The organism is Burkholderia sp. SRS-W-2-2016 (assembly GCF_001931485.1).
GTDB lineage: Bacteria > Pseudomonadota > Gammaproteobacteria > Burkholderiales > Burkholderiaceae > Paraburkholderia.
Genome location: NZ_MSDV01000026.1, coordinates 195,114 through 212,422, shown reverse-complemented (window position 1 = coordinate 212,422; position 17,309 = coordinate 195,114). Strand labels below are relative to the sequence as shown.

Sequence of the window (17,309 nt, the reverse complement as noted above, 5' to 3'; positions counted from 1 at the left end):
CGGAAGATGAATCTGGCCGAAATGGCTTCCATCATGCCTGTCAATCAGCACACGACGTCACGGTTCGGCACCCAAAGCCTCGCGCGCGGCATCCGCCTGATGCGCACGATCGCCACCCGGCCGCAGGTCGGCTGGCGACTGACCGATCTGGCGATCGCGTGCGGCCAGGACAAGGCCACCGTGCGCCGGATGCTGGCCTGTCTGGTCGAGGAACGGCTGGTCGAACAGCGCGACAGCGATCGGCGCTATCTGCCGGGGCCGCTGATGTACGAACTGGGGCTCGCGCTGCCGCAACACGCGGCGTTTCAGCGGCGCGCCGAGACGATCGTCGAGGAATTCGCGTTGCGCATGGGCGGCATCGCGCTGTTGCAACTGCGCAGCGGCGGCGATTTTGTTTGCAGCATTCGCGCGGGCACCGTGCAGATGACCGGCGCGATGGTTTATCCGGGCGTGCGCCGGCCGCTGTTCACGTCGGCCGGCGGCATCGCGATTCTGCAGACGCTGCCGGCCGAAGAGGCCAACGCGATCCTGATGGACAACGTCAATCAGGAGATCAAACGACACGGCGTGCCGCGGCTCGCGTCGCTGCAGAAGATGCGCGACCGCTCCGAGCGGCACGGTTTCGGCGTCAATTTCGGCTACGTGGTGCCGCATTCGTATGCGTTCGCGGTGCCGGTCAGGGGCGCGAACGGCGATGCATTTGCGGCGGTGTGCATCATCGGGACGCCCGAGGCGTATGGAGAAGAACGGCTCGATGAGGTGCACGATGCGTTGCTGGCCGTACAGGCACGGCTCGAAAGCGCGGCGCACGAAGCTGGCTTGTGATGAGTCGGGTCGGGTTGGGGTGACGCGTCGTGGCTCGTTGCGGCGCGGATTTTTTTAATCACGAAGGAGGGGGCTTCATGCTGTATTGCGTGGCGATGCAAATCAGGATTCCCGACACGCTCGACGCGGTCACCGTCGAGGCGATCAAGACGGCCGAGCGGGCGCGCGCGATCGAGATCCAGAAGACCGGCAAGTGGCCGCATCTGTGGCGGGTGGTCGGTCAGTACGCGAATATCAGCGTGTTCGACGTGGATAGCCACGACGAGCTGCATCAGTTGCTGTCGTCGCTGCCGCTGTTTCCGTATATGTCGATCGTGGTCACGCCGCTGGCGCGCCATCCGTCGGCCGTTTGACGCGGCTGCGCTTTTTCGCCGGCGTTTGCGCGGCCCGCAGTTCGGACGGATCGAGAAAATAGTCGCGGTTGTCCAGCATCCGTTCGACCATGAAGTCGATGAACGTCCTCACGCGCAGCGACTGCTCGGTGCGATGCCGGTAGTAGATGTAGATCATTCCGTGTTCGGTGACATGCCCGGTCAGTAGCGGCACGAGCCGGCCGCTTCGGATATGCGGCGCGGCATTGAAGCTGCCGAGCTGCCCGATGCCGAGTCCCGACAGCACCGCCTGCGTTTCCATCTCCGTATCGTTCACGCAGATCGCGGCAGGCACGTCGCGATAGACGATCTCGTCGCCGATCCGGAACTGCCACTGCGCGAGCTTGCCGGTGTTCGCGCGCCGATAGCCGGTGCAGCGATGCTGCGCGAGTTCGTCGATGGTGCGCGGCGTGCCGTTGCGCGCGAGATAGTCCGGCGCCGCGCAGACGATCAGTTGAATCGGCACCAGCCGGCGCGCGATCGCGCCGCCCGACGGCGGCGGTCCGCCGCGAAAGCCGACGTCGGCCCGCTCGGTGACGAGATCCGTGAACTGGTCGTCGAATTGCACTTCGAGTTGCACGTTCGGATAGTGCTTCTGGAAAGCCTCGAAATGCGCCCACAGCACCGGCAGCCCGAGCGCGCGCGGTGCGCTTACGCGCAGCATGCCGGCCACTTCCTGTTTCGAGCGGCGGGCGTCGTCGAGCGCGGACGACAGTGTGGCGAGCGCCGGCTTCACGCTGTCGAACAGACGTTGCCCCTCTTCGGTCAGGCTCAGCTTGCGGGTGGTGCGGTGAAAGAGGCGCACGCCGAGTTCCTTTTCCAACTGCATCACCGCATGGCTCGCGGCCTGCGGCGAGATCCCCTGATCGACCGCCGCGCCGCGCAGGCTGCCGAGCGCCGCCGCGCGCACGAAAATGGTGATCGCCCGAACTTCGTTCACGCCGGCCTCCGGATTCGCAAATAAAAGTTGATTATCACTCTAGCAAGCGACGGCTAGTTTGTGTCAATCGACGCGCCTACGATTGCCTCACTTCATCACACATACGTAGGAGAAACATCATGGCTCAGGTTCAACACGGCGGTTTCAAACGCGTCTGGCTGATCACCGGCGCGTCGCGCGGGATCGGCGCGCTGATTGCCGAAGCGGCGCTCGCGGACGGCAACGCGGTGGTGGCCGCCGGCCGTAACGTGGCGGCGATCGTCGAGCGTCTTGGCACGTCGGACGCGTTGCTGCCGGTCGCGCTGGACGTGACCGACGAGGCGCAGGCGCATGCTGCGGTGCGGGCGGCGCTCGACAAATTCGGCCGGATCGACGTGCTGGTCAACAACGCCGGCTTCGGCCTGCTCGGCGCGGTGGAGGAATCCGCCGACAAGGACGTGCGCCGGATGTACGACACCAACGTGTTCGGATTACTGAACGTCACGCGCGCGGTGCTGCCGACGCTGCGCGTGAATCGCTCGGGCCACGTGATCAATATTTCGTCGGTTGGCGGTTATCGGGCCGCGGCGGGATTCGGCGTGTATTCGTCGACGAAGTTCGCGGTCGAAGGGATCACGGAGGCGCTGTACGCGGAGTTGAAACCGCTCGGTATTCACGCGACCGTGGTCGAGCCGGGTTATTTCCGCACTGACTTTCTCGATGCGTCTTCGCTGGTGGTCGCGCCGCATGTGATCGGCGATTACGACGATACGTCGGGTGCGGTGCGCCGTAAGGCGGTGCAGATGAATCACAACCAGCCGGGCGACCCGGCGAAGCTCGCGGTCGCGATGATCGCGTTGGTCGATGCGGCCGAGCCGCCGTTGCGGTTGCCGCTCGGTACGGATACGTTGGCGGCGATTGCGGCAAAAAATGATGCGGTGACGCAGGAGATGGACGAGTGGCGGGAGTTGTCGGCGTCGACTGATTTTGCTGAGTAGCAGTGATCAGGCGATGCCTGTAGTGGTATCGCTGGAACGCAAAACGGCGGCCGGATTGTTCCGGCCGCCGTTGTTTTGCAAGTGACGACGCGTCGATCGAGCCGCTACCGGAATTCGACGCTTGACCGGCCTATTCGTCGTAGTACTCGGAACGCGCGATCACGCGATTCGTTCCGCGCGGGCACTGACACGCGACGATATCGTTGTCCTTCACCGCGGCCGTGCCACCGGTCAGCCCCCAGCCCTTCGCAGTACCGAGCATGGGTCCATTGCGCCCACAACGCCCGCACGATGCGAGTCCGCCATCTTTCGCGAGCGCGCCATTTTCGTCCGCAAAGTCCTCATCGCCTTCGAGTACTTCACCGCCGGTCGTCGTCCGGTTGCCTTTGACTGCCAGCATCGTTGCCATGCGTTTTCCTCTCGAATTGAAGCCGCAAACCGCAATAAGCCGCGAGCGGCTTATTGCATCAATACCGGTCCAGTGCAGCCTGCAGCATTTTCAGACGGGTCTTGCCGTCGGGCGTGAACACCGTGTCGAAGCGCACGAGTCCCTCCTGATGCAGATGGCAGGCCATCGTGAAACTGACCATCATGCCTGGCTCCGGCGTGTGCACTTCGATCTCGACCGCCTTCAGGCGCGGCTCATACTTGAGCAAGGTCGACTCGATCGCATTGCGCAGCCTGTGCGTTGACGAGGGCAGGTGCCGGTAGATCTCCGACAGATCGTCGAGCCCGAAGTCCGGCAGGTGCGCGAGCGAGCGACGCCGGCTGTTCAGAATGCGTTCGATGTTGTCCCGCACCGAAAGGAACGTCTGGTCCTCCGGCGTGAAATCGCTGACGGTCGAGCCGTCGGCGAAATGGCCGGTAATCCGTTCGAATAGTCCTGGTCCTGTACGCATGCGTGTCCTAATGCGTCATTCCGGCAATCGACGACAGCAACCACCGGTCGATAGCGAGCCAGACCAGACCCGCGGCGAGAGCGGCGAGGAGAACCCACGCGAGAGGCGACAGCGGCCGCCGGCGACGGCGCGACGGGTTCACTACGAGCGGCTTGGACCAGTCGGGTGAATTGCCTTCCAACCTGGCGCCCGACGCGCGCGAGAGACGTTCGTTAATTGAACTGATGAGTTTCGTACGGGCGCCGGTTTCGTCCACTGCATAACGCCCCTTGAACCCGAGTGCGAGTACGGCGCCGAAGATCGCCAGCAGCGGCAGCACGGGCGTCGCTTCGCGCAGGCGCTGATCGATCCGCCGGAACAGTTCTTCGCCCGCATCGTTGCGGCCGGACGTGCGCAGTTGCAGCGGCTCGCGCTCCCATGCGTCGCGGGCCGCGCCGTCGAGTCCATTGAGCGCCGCTTCATCGATCAGCGCGCAATGTGCATAGAGCGCATCGTCGATCACGTCGGGTGGATGGCCACGCCGCTGCAATTCCTCGCGCAGCGCGGCAATCTGCGCGTCGGAGTCCTGGCGCAGGAGATCGAGCGAGGGCGGATTCCCACTGCGAAGTTCGACGACGGTGCGCGCGGTGTCGCGCAGCGCGACAGGCAATAGGTCGGGCGCTGTTTGTGCGGTGGCGAATTTCATGACGGCAGCACCGCGTAAAGTTCGAGCTCGGCTTCAGGAATCGACCCGGGTACATAGATCTGGCAGGCGCGCGCCGCGATCATCCGGGCGAACGCGGGATCGGTGCTATCGACCGCAAAGTACTGGTTTTCGATGCGCACCGGAATCGCGGCCGGCAGACGCGACACCGGACGCAGCGCAATGCCGGCCAGCGCGGAATTGACGACCTGCTCGACCTCGTCGGGCGCGCCCATCTTGCACAGCGCCGGAATCTGTTCGAGCAGCGCATGGGCCGGCATCGCCGCGCGCACCGACAGGTAGTAGTCGACGTCTTCGGTAAGCCGCTCCTCGTTGATCTGGCCGCGCCACATCGAGGTACGCAGGCGTTCGAGCGCAATCGGGACGACCCGCGAAGGAATGACCGCATCCAGTAGCGCGCGGATCAGCTCTTCCAGTTCAACGAACACGGGCTCCGGCGCATGGTGGTCGTAGGCGGGGATCGCCTGCAGTGTTTCCGTGGTCGAGAACGTGAGAAGCGATCCCGCGAGACGCGCGAGTACAGCGTACAGGCGCTCGGGATGCTGATCGGGCGCCTGCGCGAGCCGCGCGAGTTCGGGCCACGTGCTGTTGACCGAATGCAGCAGCCAGAAAAGCGCGACGTCGGACACCGCGAAGTCCGCGATCTGGTCCGAACGCTCCTTGCGGCGCACCGCGAGACTCGTACTTTTTGCGGCCAGGATATCCGACAGGCGCCGCAAGCGTTGCGTGAGCCGCGTGCTGGCCGACAGGAAGAGGCACGGCGGCACGAACGTTTCATCCACGTCGAAGCGGCCCTGTTGCGTCCGCACGAGACGCGCGACGGGGCATGTAATGAAGTCGTCCGGTTTCTCGAAGTCGAACAGCAGCGCGACGACCTGACGCTCGACGCTGATCTCTTCCTTGTCCTCGCCGTTGAGGTCGACGACATGGACGAATTCGCGCGTCACGCGCCGCGGCCGCGCCGGCTTCTCGCCAGGCTCGACGCAGTTGCCGCCCTGCGCATCGATCAACGCGACGCCGGCAAGCACCGTCACCGCGTCGACGTGCGCCGGCACATCCGACAGATTGCGCGCAGCGGGCAGCCAGTCGGCGGTTTCACTATCGATAAACGTGCCGTCGCGCAGACGCGCGGTCAGCTTCGCGAACTGCAAGCGGTCGACCGCGAGCGCCTGCGTGTCCAGTGCTACACCGATCAGCCCCCACGCATCGGGACTCGCGATACGGGCGATCTGCTCATTGGCGAACTGCTCCCATAGCGCCTGCTGCTGGAAGTGCTGGGGCGTCATGAAAATGCCGCGCGCCCACAGAGGTTTCGTTATTTTCATCGTTGATGGTGGTCTTGATTCTGGTGGGGAGAGTGGGCGAGGTTCAACGCTTGGCCTTCGGCATCTGCGACAGCAGCGACAGACTCACGTCCATGCCCTCGATCTGGAAGTGCGGAACGATGAAGAGCGCAATCCGGAAGAAGCCCGGATTGTCTTCAATGTCTTCTACGACGACGCGCGCTTCACGCAGCGGGTGCGAGGTTTGCAGGTCGTCACCCGGTGTTGTCATGACCGTGACGAGGCCCTTGATCCACGTGTTTAGCTCCAGTTCGAGTAGCCTACGATCCTTCGTGGTGCCGATGTTCTCGCGCTGGATCATCTTCAGGTAGTGCGCGATCCGCGACAGCAGAAAGATGTACGGCAGGCGCGCATTGATGCGGCTGTTGGCTGCCGCGTCGCGTGTGTCATAGAGCGCAGGCTTCTGCGTCGAATGCGCGGAATAGAAGCACGCGTAGTCGTGATTGCTGGTGTACGACAGCGCAATCAGACCCTGCTCTGCGAATTCGAATTCGCGGGTTTCGGGAATCAGCGCGTCGGAGGCGATCTTGCCGAGATGGCCGGTATCGAGATCGTAAAGATGGACCGGCAGGTCGGGTATTACGCCGCCGGCCTGCGGACCGCGTATCTGCAGGCACCAGCCATTGCGCACGAAACTTCTCACCAGATTCACGGCAAAGACGAACGCCGCGTTCGCCCAGACGAACGCGCTACGCCCGCTGCTGCGGACATCTTCGGTGTAGTTGAAAGCACGCACGGGATTGATGTCGGGTCCGTACGGCTGGCGTGCCAGAAACCGCGGCAGCGTGAGCCCGACATAGCGCGCATCTTCCGTTTCACGAAATGCCTTCCATTTGAGGTACGTGGCGCGCTCGAAATGGCCGGGCAGATCGCGTATCGCAGAGACTTCCTCCATTGAGGTTTTGCCGAAAAAGGCCGGCGAGACCGCGCCGATAAATGGCATGTGCGCGGCGGCCGCCACCTTTGACAGATTGCGTAGCAACGCAATGTCGGGCGCGCTCGCGTCGAATTCGTAGTTCGCGATGATTGCGGCAATCGGGTACGCGCCCGGCGTGTCGTATTCCTGCGTGTACGTCTGGAGGAACAGGCCGCTTTGGGTGAGATCGGGCGCATCCTCGAAGTCCCGGCGCAAGGTTTCTTTCGGGAGGTCGAGTACCTCGATCAGCACATTGCGGCGGAACTCGGTCCGGTCGACCAGGAATTGCAGACCGCGCCAGGCGGATTCGAGCGTCTGGAAAGCGGGATGATGAAGAATCGCGTCGATTTGCCTGCCGAGTAACAGGTCGATCGTCGCTAACGCGTGATCGATGCGCAATGCATTTATGCGCGCATTCTCATTACGTTTGAGTATTTGTTCGTACTCGTTCGATGCCATGATCTCTAAATCTTTAACATCTATCTGAGTCGGTTTCCGGAGGCTTGCGCTCATTGTTCAGTGCCAGATCTAATTCGGCGCTTAACGATTAACCCGTGATGTTTAACACGCAATTCATCTCAAAAACAGCTTTTAAAGTGAACAATTGTCATTGCCTGATTAAAAACAACAAAGCCTGATTTTTTGATGCTGACGATACTTCCATGTGAGATTGAAGACGAGTAATGTGGCTACCCTAAAAACCCATTGGTTGCGCAGTCCTATTTCATGCATAGCAGTTTTGAAGCGCTGCTGATCAGGTGAGGAATAAGCGGATATGGCAGGCATGTATAGCGAAGCAGGCAGGTTGGTAGCGGATATCGCGGGAATATCCGGACGGCAGGCGTATTTCCTGGATGTGCCGGGTACTGACAGTGCGGCGCAGCTATCGGTCGTGTCGTTTGACGCGTCCGAGAAAATGGGCGAACCGAACGTTGTGCGCATCGTGGTGACCCACCCGGGGCAGCTTGCGCGCGCCGACTATCTGAGTCGCGACGCGGTCTTCAGAATCGTGTCGGACGATAACATTCCGAAAACATTTTCCGGATATATCGAGCGCTTTTCGACAATACAGACCACGAAGGATTTCAAGAAATATCAGATTGTTCTGAAGTCCCATATAGGACGACTGGCCGCGGTCGACAATACGCGGATCTATCAGCATCAGACGACGCCGGAGATCATCGCATCGATATTGCGACGTCATGGTCTGCGTGAGCATCAGTTTTCTTTCTGTCTGCGAAAACAGTATTCAAAGCACCTGTTTCGTTTCCAGTACAGAATCGATGATCTGGCCTATCTGCAAATGCTCATGCAGAAGTCGGGTATCTACTTCTATATTGTCGAGTCTGAATACGGCGATCAGGTCGTGTTTGGCGACGATATCGATCATTACATCTATGACCCCCGGTTAATCGTGCCGTACCGCGAAGCGGCGGGGCTCGAGGCGGGTGGGGTGGAAGCGGTTACGTCGATCGTCACGCATACCGAGACGGTGCCGCAGTCGTTCGTGGTCGCGGACTATAACCCCGAAAGCGCGTGGGAGCGTTTTCGCGATGAGGCCAATGTCGCGCCGGACGATCCGACCACGTATGGTCAGCCGTACATTTACGGTACTCATCACCTCGACCAGGAAGGCGCGAAGTGGGAAGCGCAATTGCGCCACGAGGCGGCGCTTGCTCGTCAGGTCGTGTATGAGGGCGAGAGCACCGTGCTCGCGCTGCAATGTGCGCGCGTGCTCGAGACGGACGTCGTGCTGCCCGATGCGCTCAAGGGGCAGGTGATCGTTGAGGTCACGCATAGCGGTGCGCGCGACACGTCCTATACCAACACTTACAAGGCTATTCCGGCCGACCGGCGCTTTCGGCTTGAACTGAAGCCGGACACCTGGCCGAAAATCGCGGGCACATTGTCGGCGCGGATTTGCAGTCCGGATAAGTACACGTATGGGTACCTGAATTCGGTCGGGTATTACGTGGTTCGCTTCGATGTGGATTTTGCGGAGTGGCCGAAGGGCGGGGAAAGTGTGCCGTTGCGGCTGGCGAAACCGTTTGCCGGGAAGTTGCAGACCGGGATGCATTTCGTCGCGCTGGATAACGACGAAGCGGTGATTTCGTTCCGGGATGGGGATCCGGATAAGCCGGAGATTACTGCATTCCATCATCATTCCCAGGCTCGTGATCTGATCGCCAACGATCGTCGCTGGCTGTCGCGCAACATGATCCGTACGCAGAAGAATAACAAGCTGCGGATGGAGGACTGGGAAGGGCAGGAAGGGATCAAGCTGAGTACCGAGCATTCGGGGAAGTCGCAGCTTAATCTTGGGTATCTGGTTGACAACAAGCTGGATTACCGCGGGGAAGGTTATGAGCTTCGGACCTCGGGCTATGGAGTTAGCCGCGCAGGCAAGGGGCTTCACCTGACGGCGTACGATCGCCCGGCCGCGAGCGGCAAACAGCTCGATATGCAGGAGACGATCGCACAGTTGGAAAGTGCGTTGGCCACCGCGAAGGCGCTGGCGGCGTCGGCGAGCAGCGCGAAGGCGGAACCTGCCGATACCGATGCGCAGCAGCAGGTCAGAAGCGATCTCGACGGACTGAAAGAGCCTGGGCTGCTGATGAGCACGCCGGCCTCGGCGGCACTCGTCACGGGGCAAGGGATGCAGTTTGCAGCAAAGGACAATATCTCGGCTGTTGCAGGAAAGAGCGCCGACTGGAGTGTGGTCAAGCAGTTCACGGTCGCGGCCGGCGAAAAGATTTCCCTGTTCGCGCAGAAGCTCGGCATCAAGATTTTCGCGGCGAGAGGGCCGGTCGAGATTCAGGCTCAGAGCGATGCGATGTCGCTGTTCGCTGATCAGGATGTGTCGGTGTCGAGCGTCAATGGCACGGTCCGCGTCAGCGCGAAGAACGAGCTCGTACTCGAATGCGGTGGCGCGTTCATCCAGCTCAAGGGCGGCAATATCACGCTCGGCGGTCCTGCCGATCTGTTCTTCAAGGTCATCACTATTCAGAAGAAGGGGGTGGCGTCGATGCAGTCCTCGCCGACGCTGCCCACGTCAAATGACCTTCCTGACCTGATCGGGCACGGCTCCAGGTTCTCCGGCTAACCTCATTCGATCCGAAAATGGCCTCACCACAAAACCCACCGACGGCGCCGCAGAGCACTCCGCCAAATGTCCCGGCGGCATCGCCATTGACCTGGCGATACCCCTTCCCGTCGAAGGACGGCAAGGAGATCACCGATCCGCAGATTTTCTATGGCGCCTTGGGTGCCATGAGCGACGGATTTTTTCCGCTGGGCGTCAACGGATTTCCGCACGGCGGTATTCATTTCGGTGCGGGATCCGCGTCTCGTGTAGATCAGTCCAAAGGTGTACGCGTCATCGCTGACGGAGATATCGTTGCTTACAAGCTTGACGATGCCTACTCTCAGTTGCACTTCACGCAGACTCGCGACTGGGCTCTCTACTCGACGGGCTTTGTGCTGGTCCGTCACAAATTGACAATGCCTCGCGCGCAGGGGAGTACGGCCGCGCAACCGGCAGACGAGACGCTGACATTCTTCAGCCTCTATATGCACATAGCCGACTGGTGCACCTACCTGGCGGACGACTCCCTCGACCGACCAGGCTGGTGGCTTGGTGTGGACGCCTTTCGTATAAAGGCCAAGGACAAACAGGTTGGCGACGGCGGCGCATCCGGGGCAGTCGTGTACACGGCTCCGGCAGCAGGCACAAGGAGAAATACATACACGCCCGGCAAGCCCGTTGGCTTTTTGCCTGAAGGTAGTGAAGTCACGATCGGCGAAACTCGTGGGCCGTGGGGGCATATCAAGGCCGTAACGAGTGGGACAATGGTTTCGCCGAGCAGCGGCGGCTACTTCGGCTGGGAAGATGGGCCGCAGGCACCCTGGCTAGTACCGGATGGCGTAGAAGACACCGCACCAACCCTGACGCCCGAAGGCGATTGGGGCTGGATAAACACGCACGATCATCGCGCACTTAAAGAACCAACCAACGTCGGTACGGTAGTTATCCCGCCAAAAGAGCGTCCCATTCATGTGCAGGCCGGAACGCTACTGGGGCAACTCGGAGAATACATCGACTACGAGACGTCGACGCCTCTGCCACCTGCCCCGCTGCGGCAGTTGCTGCATCTCGAAGTTTTCGCCGACGATTCGTTGAAGGCATTCATCGAGAAAAGTCGAGCTCGGGTTGCGCAGTTGCCACAGAGTGACAAAACCATTTTCGTCATTCAGGCAGGTGCGAAGCTTGTCACAAAGCCAGTCGATGCTGACATCAAGCTTGGCGATGGAGTACGACTTACCAAGCTCACGCTGACTTCTACCAGTCCGAAAACGGGAACGTGGATACAGGTCCAACCATGGATCAATGGTCCGTCTGGTCGTGAGCAACAATACCAGGGGCCAGTCTGGATCGCACGGTCAGGATTGAGCCGTCTCGGTTCTCCGACCGGTCTTTCTGCGTGGAAGGCATTCCCGCTGCAATTGAGCCAGGCCGGTTCACCCGTCAATGCTGATCTGGTCACGTATCCACGTGCCGAGCTGAATTCGCTCGGTGACGGAAACGTCGCGGTCGACGACAAGGGAGTGACGTGGTGGCGCCTTGAAGTCGGTACCGGTGCAGGGCAAGCGGCCACGGGTTGGGTTTGCGGCGGAAAGCAGACTGACGGAAGCGGAAGTCACCCCGGCACGCGGTGGGAAAGTCCGTGGGCATGGCCAGGCTTTGAAATTGTCGACGCAACTGGGATTAGCCTCACTGATGCGTTCAAGCGAAATCTGTCCGTTACTGGTTCAGCGAGCCCCAATGAACAAAAAGCGTTCGCACCTTCCACTGCGGCGGTTGGCAGTAGCGCGCTATTGCTAAAGCTCGAGCAGACGGTTAGTCGTTTGCCTGCATCGGGCGGAGTAAAGGACGACAAGGGCAAGGATGGCAGCGTGGCTGTGACTGCGGCCAAGTTGCAGCAGGCATTGACACGTCGATGGCTGGCAAATGATCTGGGCCACGTCATTCTGAAATACGAGAGCGAATGGGGCGGTGGCACGAGCCGGTGGGAGGCACTCACGCCGCTGATGCGTAATGCGGCCGAGAACTGGAAATGCGAGTTGGAGCGCATTAAGAAGCTGCAGTGGTGGGATTCGGTACAAGGGAAAGTGGACGGATTTCCGTCCGGTCCCGTGGTAAATCACCTTCACCCCATAGCTGTGGCAGTAAATTTCATCCTTAACCGGAAGAGACGGGACTACGATCTCGGTAAATTGTCAACCCAATATGAAACCAGTGGGCGCGGTCCGAGTACAGTATCCGGCGGGCAAGGAGATCCCGGTGGCGTTTCGTACGGCAGCTACCAAATGACCAGTAAAACACGGAGAACCGATGGAACGTTCGTCATTGGAGGAACGGTCCAGATCTTTGTGACTTCGCCAGATTTCCCTTGGACCTCAGACTTTTCTGGATTGACACCCGGTACTCCAGCCTTTACCCAAAAATGGAGAGAAGTTGTACAAAATAATACGAATAAATTTGTTTTAGTCGAACACGAATACATGAAAAAAACTCATTTCGACGTACAGATTCGTACCGTGATGTCTAGGACGGGCGTAGATCTTCGTTATCATTCACACACGATTAACGATGTCGTATGGTCGACTGCAGTTCACCACGGCCCGACCACCGACGTTATAGCTACAGCGATAGGAAATCTGAATATGCCAAATTCGGAAACTCGCGATTATGATCAAGCCTTGATAGATGCTATCTACGCGGAACGCGGGAAGACTAACGCGCAAGGCCAAGTGATTAGGTTTAGAAGCTCATCAGCTGCCGTGCAAGCTGGGATCCTTCAACGATTCAGATCGGAAAAACCAAAGGCTCAGGATGAACTTCGAAATGAAAACGATTATTAAAGCAGCTCTTCTCATTGTTGTGTTGGTTCATGCCAAAAATGCAATGTGCGGATCCACGATCAACGTGTACGCTGGCGCACATGCTGATGCTCTGTTGATCGATTCTGGCGAGCACAAAACACTGCTGGTAGCCGGGGGCGCCATACCGCAAGGTCCGGCGACGGCTGCCGATTGTTTCGCCAAAGCCACGCTTCAGCTAAAGAAGAAGCCGAATTTCTACGAAGGGCCGTTGAATCCTGTTCACAACGAGATTATCGATGCAGACGCCAATTCGGTTTCAGGGAAGCGTGCGGGTCTGTATGTCTATCCGGCTAGCATTCGAATTGGCAACGTGGAAACTGCGGGAATTTGCGCTGATGGTGTAGATTTTTTCGGGGTCTATAAAAAAATCTCCGAGCGAGATGCGAAATACGCGAGCGTTTTCACCAAGTTCATGCTTCTGGAAGACCAAAATGCTGCGGAGATGAAAAAAAATGGGAGGTTCGATGAGGCTAATCAAGAGTTACGGCCATTCGTTGAAATAAACCATGCCAAGCTGAAGCTAGGCAGTGCCGACAGGAAAGCCGTCGAATCCATCGTGAAGGAATACGAATCGGCGCAGGGTAGATAAAAGTTAATAGAACGAGTGATAATTTCGATCCTGTGCGCGACGATGCCGCAACAATGAAAAATCTTTCAGTGGGCTGAGGCGGACTGATCGTGACCACTATTCAGTTATGAAACACACAGTTGATAAGGTCGCATCCATGCGAAAAATCCTCTTTTCGATTTTTCTATTACCTTTACTGATGGTAAAGGTATGCGTTGCCGCGTCTTATCAGCTTCCAGGTATAACGACCTGTGATACGCAATCTGGTTGCGCTATCGCTATTGATGAAGATGGTTTTCTACGGAATTCCGTATCTCATGAAAAGATCTTCGATTTACCCCTTCAGCAAACCGTTTTTGATAGCTATTCTCTGCTGAAATCGGGAAAATACTACATTGTTGAACGTAGCAACACCTCCTCCTCACGAAGCTGGGATCTACTCCTCCTTACTTACGTAAATGGATCAGCGCGTGTCGAACGGGTGGTCTCCCTTTCGAGGGGCTTTGCCATGACGTCGCCAAAAGTGTACTGGAGTGGCTACGAGTGCAGAGGTGACGTCCAGCCTGAGAAGCACGCTTCTCCGTTTGATGCGGCGAAAGCGGCTCTCTGCGGCGCAGTTCGACAGCCTGATTCGTTGACCGTGGAGAAAGATAGCGTCATCAGTGCTGCCAAAGCGCAGGGGTTGGTGGTCCATATCCCCGTTTACAGCCTTGCCTCGAATCAGAGCACAACGTATTTTTTCCCCGGAGTAGATGAACCTGACGCAGGGGCACTACTTTGCCTGCGTAATTGTAAATCTGGAAAAGAAACATTTGGACGATATGGCGGATGGATCGGCCAACGGCTCTGGATTGATGTCGAATTGCAGCAATCTGGCGGTCCTCTCAATTTGACCGGAAATTATATTTACATCGGCAAGAATGAAAAAATAAAACTGGCCGGAAGCTTCGCTGATGGAAAGCTAAATTTACGAGAGTCAGTCCCTGGAGGCCACGGCGTCAAACAAGAATCTGCCATATTTGAAGGGTATGGCTCAAGCGATGCTTTCGCAGGAAAATGGCGCTCCATTGATTCAGGGAAGATCTATAAGTTTTTTATCGCATCTCGTGTTTACTAATGAGGCCTGAAATCATCGATTCAATCCTCACGTCGGTGACATTGTTCACCGCGTGTGGCTCGTCAATGGCTGCGGCTCCTCTACATTCATCAGCCGTTGCGCCTGAGGATGCGGCCAGAACTAACTCCTCTGCGCTTCCGCGATATCTTTCGGGAAAGTGGCAGGTTGAGTCGATGAATTTGAATACGGCTTCAGGGCGTAGAACCGAATTTCAGTGGGATGACCCTCGGTTGGTAGGAAGAATATTCACATTCGACACTACATTAGTGTCCAACGGCGAATATGACTTTCCAGACCAATGTACTCGACCTAAAGAAAATTACGTTTATCTAATATTTCCTCATCTTCGTCAGAGAAGCATGGGTGGATACAACTCGCTAGATCAGGTCGACTCCGATCCGGTTCTAGATTATCAGTTAGATGTAAGCAAGACACAGCAATACGCTGTCGTTTTGCTTAAGTGTGAAGAAGGGCGATGGCAGGGAGATCTCGGAGGGGATGCCACGAACTCCATTCAGGGCGCGTGGATCGTCAAAACGAACGATAGAGTCTATCTTCGTTGGAGAGATGAGTCGGTACTGATCTTAAAAAAGATCAACAACCTCTCCGACGTAAAAGCATCGTTTGACTGCAGCAAGGTGGCCGAAGGAGCTGAGCGCACAATATGCGACTCTTACGAGTTACGGGCATTTGACACCAGTATTCAATACTTACTCGATACTGGCGAAACAGTTTCGAGACAGCGGGGACGATCTTCGGGCTCTTCAAAGTAGTCAACGAAAATGGATTGCAAAACGCAACAAATGCAACTCCGATACGAGTTGTATAAAATCGGAAATGCAATCAAGGTTAAATTTGATTGGTAGTTGGACGAATAATTGATTGAATTATAAAGCGTGATGACTGAACGGACGAAACGATGGTTAGGAAAGCTTTGGTGACTGCCGCACTTCGAAATCTTCTTCTGGCGATGGCCATCGCTGCGTGCAGTCTCTCGGTCCAATCAAGCCATGCCGCTCGCGGTATGAGTGCTGCGTGCGCCGATGACGGCGTCGAAAAGTTTGCGATCGAGGAACACGAAGATAATCGGGTGAGTGTATGCCGCGCCGATGGTGTTGGAGATTGTCTCTATACACAAGCTTACGGCAAGACATTTGTGGATAGCCGTCTACATCTTAATACCGACAAACGTCGCGACTATGTCATCAAAGACTTTACTGGCGCATATGGGCTCAACGATGTGGTTCACTTCATGCTGTTCGCACAGTGCCGCGACGGGAAATATGTCCAAGTGGCGGATGACTTCTTTACCAGCCTCAAGGCCGGTGCTATCGATGCGTCGACGGGCTGGCTCAACCTTCATGTCACTCGCGATTGCTATAGCGAAAAAATCGGCGATACGCAGGCGCGCAGTTACACGATTTCCTTTGATCCGAAGCATTCAGAGTACGGTCCGCCCAACGCCAATCCGGCCCTGACGCACTACTGTAGTGATGCGGAACTTGCGCTGCCGGCGAGTGCCGCCAGCTCACCGCTGTCGAAATAGAGCGAATTTGCTGTGCCGATCATGTCGCGATTCATTAAATCACTTATCGTTGCCGGAATTTTTTTCATCGCCTGCGAGTCGGTAATAGCCGAAGTTTCGGTTTCGTCATCGGTCGAGCTCAGCGGTCGGAGGGCTATGACCGCCAATGTTCACGGCGATTTGTGCGTCATCGATGTAGCTGCCCTCCCTGCTGCCACAGACGAACCTGCCTGCGCTCAGGAAATTGCTGGCTTCGCGGTTCGATTCAAAGCGATTCCGGAGTTATAAAAATGTTAAAGCGACTCGCGAATTTTGTCATCTTTGCGTCGGCATGGACATGTTTTTCCGCCTTTTCTGCGCCAACATTTACGTTATCATTCTCAACAAAGGATGGTGTGTTGTCTCTATATAGTGGGGAGACGAGTCTTGGTCGTTTTCCCAATGTACTCATCAGTAACGGGGCGATGTCATCAATTGTCGAGAATTCCACCGCCGGAACTCCACTCATTAGAATAGCTACGGACGGATCGCGCAACAAGTATGACATTGTCGTTCCCATTATTCAGATGGATGGCAGCCCGTATACAAATTGTGTCTACAAATCCGGCTTTGATTCGAACGAAGGAAACCGATCGGTTGGAGTATCGTGCTCCTTAACGCCTCTGCGCCAATTTGATCCGGAAGCAGCTGTTGGCGAGCAGCATCTCATTAAATATCGAACGGGATTCCCTTGGCTGCAGGATGCTATATCGAAAAAATGCGCTACTCCACTGGGCATTGAGTACGGTAGCTACCATATCGCCTTATGTGCTGATCATGAAAATCCTGATCCGTCTCAGGAAACGACGATCGTATATAGTGCAAATGGAAAAAGGATATTTTCCGTTCGTGGTTATGAAATTATCCCCGGCGGAGTTTCCGAAGGCGAGTTCGCCGTTATTGGATCTGCTGGCGAACGCATCACGTTTTATACAAGCAATTTTCATTGTCTGACCTTGCCTGAACTATCGAATACAGTAGCACCGAAGACCGGGTCAATCGGAAAGTACAGAATCCAATATTCAGCGCGTACAGTCGGCGATTGTGCCTACGGCAAGAACGATTCGTACGATCCCCCGCAAGCTAAAGCCACGCAAAGTCCGACCCACATCGCTCACGCGCACGAACAAATCAAATAGTTAA

The 17,309-nt window shown here is 57.3% G+C and carries 16 protein-coding genes; 10 read left to right on the top strand and 6 right to left on the bottom strand.

Going from position 1 to position 17,309, the window contains the following annotated elements; genetic code table 11:
* Positions 1–6 precede the first annotated feature (6 nt).
* Together BTH42_RS13590 and catC are read left to right on the top strand one after the other, a co-directional pair.
* The gene (locus BTH42_RS13590) at positions 7–825 is read left to right on the top strand and encodes an IclR family transcriptional regulator (protein WP_075300054.1); all 819 of its coding nucleotides are present in this window, start codon (positions 7–9) and stop codon (positions 823–825) included.
* Between the two features lie 77 nt (positions 826–902).
* Positions 903–1,178, top strand: a complete 276-nt coding sequence (catC, locus tag BTH42_RS13585) for a muconolactone Delta-isomerase (protein WP_075300052.1) — start codon at positions 903–905, stop codon at positions 1,176–1,178.
* On the opposite strand, the gene BTH42_RS13580 is transcribed toward catC, so the two are convergent.
* The gene (locus BTH42_RS13580) at positions 1,144–2,136 is read right to left on the bottom strand and encodes a LysR family transcriptional regulator (protein ID WP_075300050.1); all 993 of its coding nucleotides are present in this window, start codon (positions 2,134–2,136) and stop codon (positions 1,144–1,146) included. The genes catC and BTH42_RS13580 overlap by 35 nt on opposite strands.
* A gap of 119 nt (positions 2,137–2,255) precedes the next feature.
* On the opposite strand from BTH42_RS13580, the gene BTH42_RS13575 reads away from it, so the two are divergent.
* Positions 2,256–3,113, top strand: coding sequence for an oxidoreductase (locus BTH42_RS13575; protein WP_075300048.1), 858 nt, complete (start codon positions 2,256–2,258; stop codon positions 3,111–3,113).
* A gap of 130 nt (positions 3,114–3,243) precedes the next feature.
* Here the strand turns inward: BTH42_RS13575 and BTH42_RS13570 are convergent, their stop codons facing one another.
* Genes BTH42_RS13570 through tssC form a run of 5 tightly spaced genes read right to left on the bottom strand, consistent with a single transcriptional unit; the run spans position 3,244 to position 7,487 of the window.
* Positions 3,244–3,522, bottom strand: a complete 279-nt coding sequence (locus BTH42_RS13570; RefSeq protein WP_075300046.1) for a PAAR domain-containing protein — start codon at positions 3,520–3,522, stop codon at positions 3,244–3,246.
* A 58-nt stretch (positions 3,523–3,580) separates the two neighbouring features.
* Positions 3,581–4,012, bottom strand: coding sequence for a type VI secretion system baseplate subunit TssE (tssE, locus tag BTH42_RS13565; RefSeq protein ID WP_075300044.1), 432 nt, complete (start codon positions 4,010–4,012; stop codon positions 3,581–3,583).
* Positions 4,013–4,019: 7 nt separating this feature from the next.
* Positions 4,020–4,697, bottom strand: a complete 678-nt coding sequence (locus BTH42_RS13560; protein WP_075300042.1) for a DotU family type IV/VI secretion system protein — start codon at positions 4,695–4,697, stop codon at positions 4,020–4,022.
* Positions 4,694–6,040: a type VI secretion system baseplate subunit TssK gene (tssK, locus tag BTH42_RS13555; RefSeq protein ID WP_075300040.1), complete on the bottom strand. Its 1,347-nt coding sequence runs from the start codon at positions 6,038–6,040 to the stop codon at positions 4,694–4,696. The genes BTH42_RS13560 and tssK overlap by 4 nt, the downstream gene beginning before the upstream one ends.
* Before the next feature lie 43 nt (positions 6,041–6,083).
* Positions 6,084–7,487 (bottom strand): type VI secretion system contractile sheath large subunit, encoded by a 1,404-nt coding sequence (gene tssC / locus BTH42_RS13550; protein WP_075300038.1) that lies wholly within the window; start codon positions 7,485–7,487, stop codon positions 6,084–6,086.
* 262 nt (positions 7,488–7,749) lie between these two features.
* On the opposite strand from tssC, the gene BTH42_RS13545 reads away from it, so the two are divergent.
* The 7 genes from BTH42_RS13545 (at position 7,750) to BTH42_RS34810 (ending at position 17,305) form a co-directional block, all read left to right on the top strand.
* Positions 7,750–10,077, top strand: coding sequence for a type VI secretion system Vgr family protein (locus BTH42_RS13545; protein WP_075300036.1), 2,328 nt, complete (start codon positions 7,750–7,752; stop codon positions 10,075–10,077).
* A gap of 17 nt (positions 10,078–10,094) precedes the next feature.
* Positions 10,095–12,896 (top strand): lytic transglycosylase domain-containing protein, encoded by a 2,802-nt coding sequence (locus BTH42_RS13540; RefSeq protein WP_256702013.1) that lies wholly within the window; start codon positions 10,095–10,097, stop codon positions 12,894–12,896.
* Positions 12,880–13,506 carry a hypothetical protein gene (locus BTH42_RS13535; protein ID WP_143752041.1) on the top strand — a complete coding sequence of 209 codons (627 nt, stop codon included), beginning with the start codon at positions 12,880–12,882 and terminating at the stop codon, positions 13,504–13,506. Before BTH42_RS13540 ends, BTH42_RS13535 begins: the two co-directional genes overlap by 17 nt.
* A gap of 136 nt (positions 13,507–13,642) precedes the next feature.
* Positions 13,643–14,602 (top strand): hypothetical protein, encoded by a 960-nt coding sequence (locus BTH42_RS34825; protein WP_143752040.1) that lies wholly within the window; start codon positions 13,643–13,645, stop codon positions 14,600–14,602.
* 937 nt (positions 14,603–15,539) lie between these two features.
* Positions 15,540–16,148, top strand: a complete 609-nt coding sequence (locus BTH42_RS34820) for a hypothetical protein (protein ID WP_143752039.1) — start codon at positions 15,540–15,542, stop codon at positions 16,146–16,148.
* 12 nt (positions 16,149–16,160) lie between these two features.
* Positions 16,161–16,415 carry a hypothetical protein gene (locus BTH42_RS34815; RefSeq protein ID WP_143752038.1) on the top strand — a complete coding sequence of 85 codons (255 nt, stop codon included), beginning with the start codon at positions 16,161–16,163 and terminating at the stop codon, positions 16,413–16,415.
* Between the two features lie 2 nt (positions 16,416–16,417).
* A complete protein-coding gene (locus BTH42_RS34810) occupies positions 16,418–17,305 on the top strand; it encodes a hypothetical protein (protein WP_143752037.1) in 888 nt (295 codons plus the stop codon).
* Positions 17,306–17,309: the final 4 nt, after the last annotated feature.

Coding starts and splice junctions, on each gene's coding strand:
- BTH42_RS13590 (WP_075300054.1), top strand. CDS start 7: ATGAATCTGGCCGAAATGGCTTCCATCATGCCTGTCAATCAGCACACG.
- catC (WP_075300052.1), top strand. CDS start 903: ATGCTGTATTGCGTGGCGATGCAAATCAGGATTCCCGACACGCTCGAC.
- BTH42_RS13575 (WP_075300048.1), top strand. CDS start 2,256: ATGGCTCAGGTTCAACACGGCGGTTTCAAACGCGTCTGGCTGATCACC.
- BTH42_RS13570 (WP_075300046.1), bottom strand. CDS start 3,522: ATGGCAACGATGCTGGCAGTCAAAGGCAACCGGACGACGACCGGCGGT.
- tssE (WP_075300044.1), bottom strand. CDS start 4,012: ATGCGTACAGGACCAGGACTATTCGAACGGATTACCGGCCATTTCGCC.
- BTH42_RS13560 (WP_075300042.1), bottom strand. CDS start 4,697: ATGAAATTCGCCACCGCACAAACAGCGCCCGACCTATTGCCTGTCGCG.
- tssK (WP_075300040.1), bottom strand. CDS start 6,040: ATGAAAATAACGAAACCTCTGTGGGCGCGCGGCATTTTCATGACGCCC.
- tssC (WP_075300038.1), bottom strand. CDS start 7,487: ATGAGCGCAAGCCTCCGGAAACCGACTCAGATAGATGTTAAAGATTTA.
- BTH42_RS13545 (WP_075300036.1), top strand. CDS start 7,750: ATGGCAGGCATGTATAGCGAAGCAGGCAGGTTGGTAGCGGATATCGCG.
- BTH42_RS13540 (WP_256702013.1), top strand. CDS start 10,095: ATGGCCTCACCACAAAACCCACCGACGGCGCCGCAGAGCACTCCGCCA.
- BTH42_RS13535 (WP_143752041.1), top strand. CDS start 12,880: ATGAAAACGATTATTAAAGCAGCTCTTCTCATTGTTGTGTTGGTTCAT.
- BTH42_RS34825 (WP_143752040.1), top strand. CDS start 13,643: ATGCGAAAAATCCTCTTTTCGATTTTTCTATTACCTTTACTGATGGTA.
- BTH42_RS34810 (WP_143752037.1), top strand. CDS start 16,418: ATGTTAAAGCGACTCGCGAATTTTGTCATCTTTGCGTCGGCATGGACA.